Source organism: Hydrogenophaga sp. (assembly GCF_011390835.1).
Classification (GTDB): domain Bacteria; phylum Pseudomonadota; class Gammaproteobacteria; order Burkholderiales; family Burkholderiaceae_C; genus Hydrogenophaga.
In genome coordinates, this window is the sequence record NZ_JAABRQ010000011.1 from 104864 (window position 1) to 114746 (window position 9883).

General features: G+C 64.8%; 9 protein-coding genes. 3 read left to right on the top strand and 6 right to left on the bottom strand.

The window, feature by feature from the left end:
* Positions 1–23 precede the first annotated feature (23 nt).
* The 5 genes from GPT34_RS08740 to GPT34_RS08760 all read right to left on the bottom strand — a co-directional run bounded on the left by GPT34_RS08740 (position 24) and on the right by GPT34_RS08760 (position 7148).
* Entirely contained in the window at positions 24–2321 is a 2298-nt protein-coding gene (locus GPT34_RS08740; protein WP_291011155.1) for an NADP-dependent malic enzyme, read from the bottom strand.
* A gap of 11 nt (positions 2322–2332) precedes the next feature.
* A complete protein-coding gene (locus tag GPT34_RS08745) occupies positions 2333–3586 on the bottom strand; it encodes a M20/M25/M40 family metallo-hydrolase (RefSeq protein ID WP_291011157.1) in 1254 nt (417 codons plus the stop codon).
* Positions 3587–3635: 49 nt separating this feature from the next.
* Complete coding sequence (uraD, locus tag GPT34_RS08750; protein WP_291011159.1) at positions 3636–5417, bottom strand: 2-oxo-4-hydroxy-4-carboxy-5-ureidoimidazoline decarboxylase; 1782 nt, start codon at positions 5415–5417, stop codon at positions 3636–3638.
* Between the two features lie 9 nt (positions 5418–5426).
* The gene (puuE, locus tag GPT34_RS08755; RefSeq protein ID WP_291011161.1) at positions 5427–6377 is read right to left on the bottom strand and encodes an allantoinase PuuE; all 951 of its coding nucleotides are present in this window, start codon (positions 6375–6377) and stop codon (positions 5427–5429) included.
* A gap of 105 nt (positions 6378–6482) precedes the next feature.
* The gene (locus GPT34_RS08760; protein WP_291011163.1) at positions 6483–7148 is read right to left on the bottom strand and encodes a GntR family transcriptional regulator; all 666 of its coding nucleotides are present in this window, start codon (positions 7146–7148) and stop codon (positions 6483–6485) included.
* An 84-nt stretch (positions 7149–7232) separates the two neighbouring features.
* On the opposite strand from GPT34_RS08760, the gene uraH reads away from it, so the two are divergent.
* Positions 7233–7586, top strand: a complete 354-nt coding sequence (gene uraH, locus GPT34_RS08765) for a hydroxyisourate hydrolase (RefSeq protein ID WP_291011165.1) — start codon at positions 7233–7235, stop codon at positions 7584–7586.
* Between the two features lie 69 nt (positions 7587–7655).
* Here the strand turns inward: uraH and GPT34_RS08770 are convergent, their stop codons facing one another.
* Positions 7656–8222 (bottom strand): hypothetical protein, encoded by a 567-nt coding sequence (locus GPT34_RS08770; RefSeq protein ID WP_291011167.1) that lies wholly within the window; start codon positions 8220–8222, stop codon positions 7656–7658.
* Between the two features lie 195 nt (positions 8223–8417).
* Between GPT34_RS08770 and xdhC the strand changes: the two genes are divergently transcribed.
* Entirely contained in the window at positions 8418–9248 is an 831-nt protein-coding gene (gene xdhC / locus GPT34_RS08775; protein WP_291011169.1) for a xanthine dehydrogenase accessory protein XdhC, read from the top strand.
* A gap of 180 nt (positions 9249–9428) precedes the next feature.
* Positions 9429–9883: urate hydroxylase PuuD (locus tag GPT34_RS08780; protein WP_291011171.1), on the top strand; the 455-nt coding region annotated here is incomplete at its 3' end.

Consider the following 9883-nt stretch of genomic DNA (forward strand, 5'->3'; position numbering starts at 1 on the left):
CCTAGTACGTGTCGAGTGTCGTGTCAGCGACGGGCGCTGGCGGCGGCCAGAGCGGTCATGTTGAGCACTCGCCGCACGGTGGCCGCCGGGGTGAGGATGTGGGCAGTGGCTGCACACCCCATGAGCACCGGCCCCACGGTCACGCCACCGCTGGTGGTGGTTTTCAGCACGTTGTAGAGAATGTTGGCTGCGTCCAGGTTGGGGCAGATCAGCAGGTTGGCCGAGCCGCTGAGCGTGGAGTCGGCGTTGTAGTGGTTGCGGATGCCTTCATCCAGCGCCGCGTCGCCGTGCAGCTCGCCGTCGCATTCGATCTCGGGGTGCTGCGCCACGAACAGGTCGCGCGCGCGCCGCATCTTCTTGGCCGAGGCGCGCCGGCTGGAACCAAAGCTGGAGTGCGACAGGAACGCCACCTTGGGCGGAATGCCAAAGCGCTGCACTTCCTGCACCGCCATCCAGGCGATCTCGGTCAGCTGCTCGGCGCTGGGGTCTTCGTTCACATAGGTGTCGGCCACGAAGATCGGGCCCTGGTCGGTCATGAGCGCATTGACCGCGGCGTAGTTGGTGACACCCGCGCGCTTGCCCAGGATGCTGTCAATGCGTTCCAGGTGCGTCATGTAGTGGCCGGCCAGGCCGCAGATGAGCGCATCGGCGTCACCGAGCGAGACCATGAGAGAACCGATGATGGTGTTGGAGCGGCGCACCGCGGCCTTGGCCACTTCCGGCGTGGCGCCGCTGCGCACCATGAGCTGGTGGTAACGCTCCCAGTACTGGCGGAAGCGTGGGTCGTCTTCCGGGTTGCAGTTCTCCACATCCACGCCCAAGCGCATGCGCAAGCCGGCCTTTTCGATGCGCGCGGCGATCACGGCCGGGCGGCCGATCAGGATCGGCTTGGCGAGGCGGTCGTCAATGGCCATTTGCGCGGCGCGCAGGGCGCGCTCGTCTTCGCCGTCGGCATAGGCCACGCGCTTCTGGGCGTCGGGCATGGCCTTGGCGGCGGTGAAGATGGGCCGCATCAAAATGCCGGTCTGGTAGACATAGCGACCCAGGCTTTCGATGTAGGCCGGCATGTCGGTGATCGGGCGCGTGGCCACACCCGAGTCGGCAGCGGCCTGCGCCACCGCCGGTGCGATCTTCAGGATGAGGCGTGAGTCGAAAGGCTTGGGGATCAGGTAGTCCGGGCCGAACACCAGTTCCTGGCCCGCATAGGCGTTGGCCACTTCTTCGCTGGTTTCGCTCTTCACGAGGTCGGCGATCTGGCGCACGCAGGCCAGTTTCATTTCTTCGGTGATGCGGGTCGCGCCACAGTCCAGTGCACCTCGGAAGATGTACGGGAAACACAGGACGTTGTTGACCTGGTTGGGGTAGTCCGAGCGGCCGGTGGCGATGATGCAGTCGGGCCGCGCGGCTTTGGCTAGTTCGGGGCGGATTTCCGGCTCCGGGTTGGCGAGCGCCAGGATGATGGGCTTGTCGGCCATGATCTTGACCATGTCCACCGTCATCACGCCCGGGGCCGAGCAGCCCAGGAACACGTCAGCGCCCTTGACCGCATCGGCCAGGGTACGGTCGCTGGTGGTGCGGCAGTAGCGCTGCTTGGACGCGTCGAGCTTGCCGGCCAGGGCGTCCGCGCGCTCGGTCTGGATCACGCCTTTGGAGTCGCAGACCAGAATGTTCTCGGCCTTCACGCCCAGGCCGACCATCACATCGAGACAAGCAATGGCTGCAGCGCCGGCGCCCGAGACCGCAACCTTGACCTTGCCAATGTCCTTGCCCACCAGCTCCAGCCCGTTGAGCAGGGCAGCGCTGGAGATGATGGCGGTGCCGTGCTGGTCGTCGTGGAACACCGGAATGTTCATGCGCTCGCGCAGTTTCTTCTCGATGTAAAAGCACTCGGGCGCCTTGATGTCTTCCAGGTTGATGCCGCCCAGCGTCGGCTCCAACGCTGCGATGATCTCGACCAGCTTGTCGGGGTCGCGCTCGGCCAGTTCGATGTCGAACACGTCGATGCCAGCAAACTTCTTGAACAAACAGCCCTTGCCCTCCATCACCGGCTTGGAAGCGAGTGGCCCGATGTCACCCAGGCCCAGCACGGCGGTGCCATTGGTGATCACGCCGACCAGGTTGCCGCGCGACGTGTATTCGGCCGCCAGCGATGGATCGGCCTCGATCGCCAGACAGGGGTAGGCTACGCCGGGCGAGTAGGCCAGCGATAGGTCGCGCTGGTTGGACAGCGGCTTGGTCGGGACGACCTTGATCTTGCCTTTGCTGGGCGTGCGGTGGTATTCGAGTGCGGCGTCCCGCAGGGCTTCTTCGGCTGGGGTCATGTGTCTCTCACTTATTTTGGTTGCAGCAGGTCAAACAGGGTACGCGCAATCACCTTGGTGGCGCAACGCAGGTCGCTGAGCGCGAGTCGCTCGTCGGCGCGCTTGGCGTGCGACTCGAGCACCGTGCGCGGGCCTGCACCATAGATCACGCCCGGGATACCGCGCTCGACATACAGGCGCACATCGGTGTACAGCGGCGTGCCTAATGCAGGAATCGCTTCGCCCATCACCGCCTGCGCGTGTCGCTGGATGGCTTGAACCAGTGGCTGGTTGCCTGGCAGCGGCTTCATGGCGCGCGACAGCAGCAGGCGCTTCACGTCCACCGTGATCTGTTTTCCACCGCGTGGCGGGTTGTAGCTCGCCGCCGCTTCGGCGATGGTCTGGCGGATGGACGCCTCGACCTCGGCCGGATCCTCTTCGGGGATCATGCGGCGGTCGATGTTGAGTACCACCTTGCCCGGGATCACGTTGGTGTTGGTGCCGCCGACGATCTGGCCCACGTTGAGGTAAGGGTGGGTGATGCCTTCGACATTCGATGTGACCTTCAGGTAGTCGGCATTGAGCGCATAGAGCGCGTTCAGGATGTGGGTGGCGGCCTGCAGGGCGTCGGTACCGCTGTCGGGAATGGCGGCGTGAGCCATGTCGCCGTTCACCGTGACCTGCAGCTGCAGGCAGCCGTTGTGAGCCACCACCACCTGGTAGCTGAAACCGGCGGCGATCAAGAGGTCGGGCTTGGTGAGGTCCTGTTTCAGCAGCCAGTCGGGGCCGACCACACCGCCGAACTCTTCGTCGTAGGTCACGTGCAGTTCCACGCCGCCGGCCAGCTTGGCCTGCAGCGATTCCAGCGCGCGGATGGCAAAGGTGAAGCTGGCGATGTCGCACTTGCTCACCGCGGTGGCACGGCCGTACATGTAGCCATCCACGATCTCGCCGCCATAGGGGTCGTGCGTCCAGCCTTCACCGGGCGGTACCACATCACCATGGGCATTCAGCGCAATGGTTTTGCCACCGTCACCGTAGCGCCGGCGCAGGATGAGGTTGGTGACGGACTCCAGACCCGCTGCCTTGACTTCGGCATCGGGCACCACGTGTTTCTCGGCGTTCAAGCCCATCGAGGCGAGCAGTTCGGCGGTGCGCTCGGCGTGCGGTGCGTTGTTCCCAGGCGGGGTGTCGGTTGGCACGCGCACGAGCTCCTGCAGAAAACGCACTTCTTCGTCAAAGTGGGCGTCGATCCAGGCGTCGAGTTGCTCCAGGGCTGTGGTCATGTAGTTGGGTCTCGTGGGTATGGAAATGGGGGAAGTCGGGATGCGCGGGCTAAGCGGTCTCGGTGGCCAGTTGTTGCAACAGGTGCGAGAACGCGTGGACGCAGAGATCGATGTCGTCGCTGGTGGTCGACTCCAGCGGGTTGTGGCTGATACCGCTATTGAGACCGCGCACGAACAACATGGCTTGCGGCATGATTTCATGCAGCTTCATGGCGTCGTGACCCGCTCCGCTGGGCAGGCGGTGCAGCGGCACGCCCAGCGCGTTCACCGCTTTTTCCCAGCGCGCTTGCCAGTTGGGGGCGCTGGGAGCAGCGGCGGCGCGCATGGTTTCTTCCAGCGAGTGGTGAACGCCGCGGCGCTCGCAGATCGAGTTCAGCTCGGCCAGCACGTCCCGCGCCAGCGCGTCTCGCTGAGCATCGCTCGGTGCGCGCAGGTCGAGCGAAAACGTGCAGTGGCCCGGCACCACATTGACCGATCCGTTGGGCACTTGCAGCATGCCGATGGTGGCCACCGAGTCGCCGTCCTGGCGCGCTCGCTGTTCAGCGTAGAGCGAGAGTTCGGCCACGGCACAGGCAGCGTCGCGCCGCCGATCCATGGGCGTGGTCCCGGCGTGGCAGGCCATGCCGGTCACGGCGCCCTGGTAACGCAGGCTGGCATTGATCGAAGTGACCACACCGAGTGGGATATCGAGCTCGTTGAGCACCGGACCTTGTTCGATGTGCACCTCAACGAATCCCAGGTAGCGCGACGGGTCCCGCTTGAGCGCCTGGATGGGTTCCAGCGTGGCGGGCAGGCCAGCGTGCTGCATGGCTTCGCGCATGGTGATGCCATCGGCATCGCGCTGCTCCAGCCAGGCCGGGTTGAAATGGCCGGTAAGCGCGCCCGATCCCAGAAACGTGGCCTTGTAGCGCTGGCCTTCTTCTTCGGCAAAGCCCACCACTTCAATGCCGAAAGGCAAACGTTGTTTGGCCTGGTGCAGCTGCAGCACGCAGGCCATCGGCACGTAGATACCGAGGCGGCCGTCGTACTTGCCGCCGTTTCTGACCGTATCAAAGTGACTCCCGGTGAGCAGGGCCTGTGCATCGGGCGTGGCGCCCAGGTAGCGTCCCACCACGTTGCCAACCGCGTCGATGTGCACCTCGTCAAAACCGCAGTCGAGCATCTGCCGTTGCAAATGCACGGCACAGGCGCGGTGCGCGTCGGTGAGGTAGGTGACGGTGAGTTGACCCAGCTCGGCGTAGCCTTGGTCGGTGTGTTGCGCCAGCGATTCGTGCCAGTCCCAAACGGCGTGGCCCAGCGTGGGCTCGACGCCGAACTTGTCGTTGAGCCGGATTTCGGCGATGCGGTGGATGTGGCGCAGGCACTCGGCCCGCTCAAAATCAATCGGGTTGTGCAGCCGACGTTCAAACGTGGCGATGATCTCGGCCTTGCTGAGGCCGGTGCCGCGTGGGCCGCGCACCGCGAGGATGAAGGGAAAACCGAAGCGGGCGTTGTACTCGGCGTTGAGCCGCTGGATATGGGCAAATTCGTCTGGCGTGCACTGCGTCAAGCCAGCTTTGCTCTGCTCGTTGGTGGACTCGGCGGTGAGCGTCTGGCTCACCATGGCCTTGCCCGCGAGTTCCGGGTGAGCTCGGATCAAGGCGAGCTGGGGCTCCGGCCCGGCCGCATGCAGCACCTGCGCGCAGGCGTGCTTCAAGGCCGCCAGCGAGGCAAACGGGCGCTTGGCCATGGCTAGCTCGGTGATCCAGGGCGAGTGCTCGTACAGGCCGTCGAGCAGTTGCACTGCTTCGTGCAAAGGCGCTGCGTTGAGTTGGTCCAAGGTGATGGGCATGGCGGGGTCTCAATCGGTGAAGGGGTGCGTCGCTTTCCAGTGGCGCGCGATGTCGATCCGGCGCGCCACCCAGACCTGGTCGTGCTGCTGGATGTGGTCGAGAAAGCGCTGTAACGCGGTGATGCGGCCTGGGCGGCCAAGCAGCCGGCAATGCATGCCGATGCTCATCATTTTGGGACGGTCCAGCCCGGTCGGGTCGCCCTCGGCGTACAGCGCGTCGAAGCTGTCCCTCAGGTACTGGAAAAACGGGTCGGCGTGGGAATAGCCCTGGGGCAGAGCAAAGCGCATGTCGTTGCAGTCGAGCGTGTAGGGCACGATGAGCTGGCGGGCATCGCTGCCGTCAGTTTTTTTCACCTGCATCCAGAACGGCAGGTCGTCGCCGTAGTAGTCGCTGTCGTACGCGAAGCCACCGAAGTCCGCCACCAGGCGGCGCGTGTTCGGGCTGTCGCGCCCGGTGTACCAGCCCAGGGGCCTTTCGCCTGTGAGCTGCTGGATGATGGCCATGGCCTCGGCCATGTGGGTGCGCTCGGTGCCTTCGTCGACCTGCTGGTAGCTGATCCATTTCAGACCGTGGCAGGCGATCTCATGGCCCAGTTCGCGAAACGCGGCGGTCACGTCTGGGTGGCGTTTCAGCGCCGTGGCGACACCGAACACAGTCAGCGGCAGGCCGCGCCGCTCAAATTCGCGCAGCAGCCGCCACACGCCGGCGCGCGAGCCGTATTCGTAAATGCCTTCCATGCTGATGTGGCGCTCGGGGAAGGCAGGCGGGTTGAACATCTCGGAGAGAAACTGCTCCGAAGCCGCGTCGCCATGCAACACGCTGTTTTCGCCACCTTCCTCGTAGTTCAGCACAAACTGCACCGCGATGCGCGCACCGCCCGGCCAGCGCGCATGCGGCACATCGCGACCGTAGCCGATCAGATCACGGGGGTAGGCGGCAGTGGCGTCGTAAAGGGTCATGAGCGTAGGCGTGAAGGTTCTGGTTTCAGGATGCCGCAGAACCGGCTCTGCCGGTCGGCCAGCATCATCCCCCGAGGGGGTCGCGCAAAGCGCGGCGGGGGAGGGTCAAGTCAATGCCAATGAAATGTCGTTTGTCGGCAGTTTGCGGTCGAAGGTCAGGTTTTCTTCTACGTGCAGCAGGTGTTCGTTCATCAGGCGGACCGCCAGCTCTTCGTCCTTGGCGGCCAGGGCCTTGACGATGTCGGCGTGTTCGTCGTTGGAGTGTTCGGCCGCGTGGGTGCTCTGGTACATGAGCGTGATCAGCGCGCAGCGCGAAATCAGCTCGCGCAGCAGCTCGGCCAGCACCTGGTTGCCCATCAGCTCGGCCATGCGGACATGGAAATCGCCCAGCAGTTCGGTGCGGCTGGGCACGTCTTCCTGTTGCACCGCCAGCTTTTCCTGCGCCACGTGCTCACGCAGCGCCCGGATGCGCGCCGGCGTCGACGAGCGGGCAAAGGCGCGTGCCATCTCTGCCTCCAGCATGCGGCGCACCGCAAACACCTGCTTGGCCTCTTCCACCGAAGGCGCGGCTACGAAGGCCCCACGAGCCGGTTCCAGCTTGATCAGGCGATTTTGCGAAAGCTGGAAAAGCGCCTGTCGAACCAGAGTACGCGAGACACCAAAATGGTCTGCTAGCTTCTGCTCGGCCAGCTTGGTGCCGGGGTGTAGCCGGTGTTCGACGATGGCGCGCGTCAGCGATTCGACAATGTGGTGGGTGCTCGAGGTTTCCATGGCTGGATGGTATCGGGAAAAACAAAAAGTGTATACACTTTCAGTCGACCAAACCGATTTGTTGCGCACTTTCAAGGAGACACCATGGGCCTGAGCACCCACGTACTCGACACCATGCACGGCTGTCCGGCTGCTGGCATGGGGGTGGAGCTGTACACCACCCAGGGTGAGCAGGCCACGCTGGTCAAGCGCTTCACGCTGAACCACGATGGCCGCAATCCCGATGGCCCGCTGTACGACAACGCCAGCCTGCGGGCCGGCACCTACCGGCTGGTGTTCGACGTGCAAGGCTATTTCGCTGCCAAGGGCGTGGCCTTGCCCGAGCCCAATTTCCTCAACCGCGTCGCACTGGACTTTGGCGTGGCCCACACCGATCAGCACTACCACGTGCCTTTGCTGGTGAGCCCCTGGAGTTACTCCACCTACCGCGGCAGCTGACGGGCAAGCAAAAAAAAGCCCGCGGCGTGCGCGGGCTTGTCAACCTCAGAGAAACGGTTGCGGGAAAGCTCAGCGGTCTCGCTGGCCTTCGGTGAGCGTGTCGAGCTGGAAATTGCCGCTGCGGTCCCACAGCCAGACATCGGTGTAGGTCACGCCGCCGAGCTGTACTGGCGCAGGGAACGGCGCCGCGGCGCGCACCGTGCGCTCAATCTCGCGCATGACGTCCGGCACGTGGCTGGGCGCGCGCATCCAGTTGATGTTGCGCACATTGCCGCGGCCGTCGAGGTCGACCTGCAACACGCCCACTGCGTGCATCAGCGGCGGCAGCCTGCCTTTGTAGATTCGGTTGGCGTTAAGGCCATAGAGGTGCTTCGCTCCGTCTTTCCGGTAGTCCTTCGCGGTGCGGGCGTTCGAGATCAGGGCAGGTGCCGGCACTACGGCCACCGGAGGGGGTGGTGGGGCTGGCGCCGGAGCGGGCGGTGGTGGTGGCGGCGGCGGCGGAGGCGCCGGAGGTGCGGCGCAGGACGCCAGCACCAAGGCGGTCAAGAGGCCCAGCGCCCGGCTTGCACGGGATGCGAGTGCGCGGGTCGGGCTGGCGGCGCCGTGGCGGCTGTCGGCGATCGGTGTGTCTTTCATCGTTGGTCTTCCCAAGTGTTGGTCTGCGATCGGGACCGGATGCGGTCGGTAAGCGCCGGGCGAAACCCATGAGCGATTGCAGTGTAGGAGGGTTTTTCGGCCAGCGCACGGCGCCAGGCGGTGATACTGCGCATCGTTGACCAAGTTTACGAATTCACACATTTTCATGGCCTGAGCGCCACACGCACCTTCCCCATGGCTCACCTTCTGGACGATTTCCTGCGCCGTCTGGCGACCGAGCGCGCCATTCTCGTCAGCGTGCGCGTCACACGCGGATCGGTGCCGCGCGAGGCCGGCTCCTGGATGGCGGTGTTCGCTCAGGGGCAGGTCGGCACCATCGGGGGTGGTCATCTGGAGTGGGATGCGCTGCGCGGCTGCCGTGAGCAGTTGAGGGTATGCCCACAAGGTGGCAAGCCCTGGGCGCAGGATGTGGTGCTCGGTCCAGCGCTGGGGCAATGCTGCGGCGGCGCGCTCGCGCTGGACTTCGAACCGGTCAGCGCAGACGATGCACCCGACTTGCGCCAGCGCCTGGTGGAGACCGTGCAGCCGGTGGCGCTGTTTGGAGGCGGTCATGTGGGCCGGGCCATCGTGCAGGCGCTGGCGCCGCTGCCGTTTGCCGTGACCTGGGTCGACAGCCGGGACGAGGTCTTTCCAGCGGCGCTGTCTGGCCTGGCGGCCACCGAGCATTCCGACCCGGTGCATGCCGCGGTCGGTGATCTGCCCGCCGGGGCACTCGTGCTCATCATGAGCTTTTCGCACGCAGAAGACCTGGACATCGTGGCCGCCTGCCTGCAGCGCCAGCGCGCGTGCGCCGATCTGCCGTTCGTGGGCCTGATTGGGAGTCAGACCAAATGGGCCAGCTTTCGCAGCCGGCTGGAGGCGCGCGGTTTTGCCGAGGCCGAGCTGGCCCACGTCACCTGCCCGATCGGCCTGCCCGGCATCCGCGGCAAAGAGCCGGCGGTGATCGCGGCGTCGGTGGTGGCGCAGTTGTTGCAAGTGGGGAGTTCGGGCAAATGTGTTCGCTGATCCCGGGATAACCCTGTACCAACTGTGCTCAAAAACTGTATACAATTTATTTTCGGTCGCAGCGGTGCGGGCAAAACGGATCCATCCCGTTTGCTCATACGCGGCCCTCAGCCGACTCAGAGCGCCCGCGGTGGTGAGTCGTTTTCCCTGACGGTGGTCGCACCGTCCTGAGGAGGCGCCATGGAAACCTATCTGCTCGACTGGGCCAACCTGCTGCTGCGCTGGCTGCACGTCATCGTCGCCATTGCCTGGATCGGCTCTTCCTTCTATTTCGTCTTTCTCGACAGCAGCCTCACGCCACCCGTGGACGAGCAGCTGAAGAAAGACGGCGTGAGCGGTGAGCTCTGGGCGGTGCACGGCGGCGGCTTTTACCACCCGGTGAAGTTTGCGGGCGCGCCACCCAAGCTGCCCGAGCACCTGCACTGGTTCTACTGGGAAAGCTATTCCACCTGGCTCTCGGGCTTTGCGCTGTTCCTGATCTCCTACCTCTGGAGCCCCAGCGTTTACCTGATCGACCCCAACATCATGGCTTGGAGACCAGCCGGTGCCATCGCTGCCGCACTGGCTTTCCTGGTGGTGTTTTGGCTGTTGTACGACGCCATCTGTCGCACCCTGGGCCAGACCAAGAATGGCGA

Bases quoted from the DNA above. Each gene is read 5' to 3' on its own strand.
- GPT34_RS08740 (WP_291011155.1), bottom strand. From the start codon at position 2,321: ATGACCCCAGCCGAAGAAGCCCTGCGGGACGCCGCACTCGAATACCAC.
- GPT34_RS08745 (WP_291011157.1), bottom strand. From the start codon at position 3,586: ATGACCACAGCCCTGGAGCAACTCGACGCCTGGATCGACGCCCACTTT.
- uraD (WP_291011159.1), bottom strand. From the start codon at position 5,417: ATGCCCATCACCTTGGACCAACTCAACGCAGCGCCTTTGCACGAAGCA.
- puuE (WP_291011161.1), bottom strand. From the start codon at position 6,377: ATGACCCTTTACGACGCCACTGCCGCCTACCCCCGTGATCTGATCGGC.
- GPT34_RS08760 (WP_291011163.1), bottom strand. From the start codon at position 7,148: ATGGAAACCTCGAGCACCCACCACATTGTCGAATCGCTGACGCGCGCC.
- uraH (WP_291011165.1), top strand. From the start codon at position 7,233: ATGGGCCTGAGCACCCACGTACTCGACACCATGCACGGCTGTCCGGCT.
- GPT34_RS08770 (WP_291011167.1), bottom strand. From the start codon at position 8,222: ATGAAAGACACACCGATCGCCGACAGCCGCCACGGCGCCGCCAGCCCG.
- xdhC (WP_291011169.1), top strand. From the start codon at position 8,418: ATGGCTCACCTTCTGGACGATTTCCTGCGCCGTCTGGCGACCGAGCGC.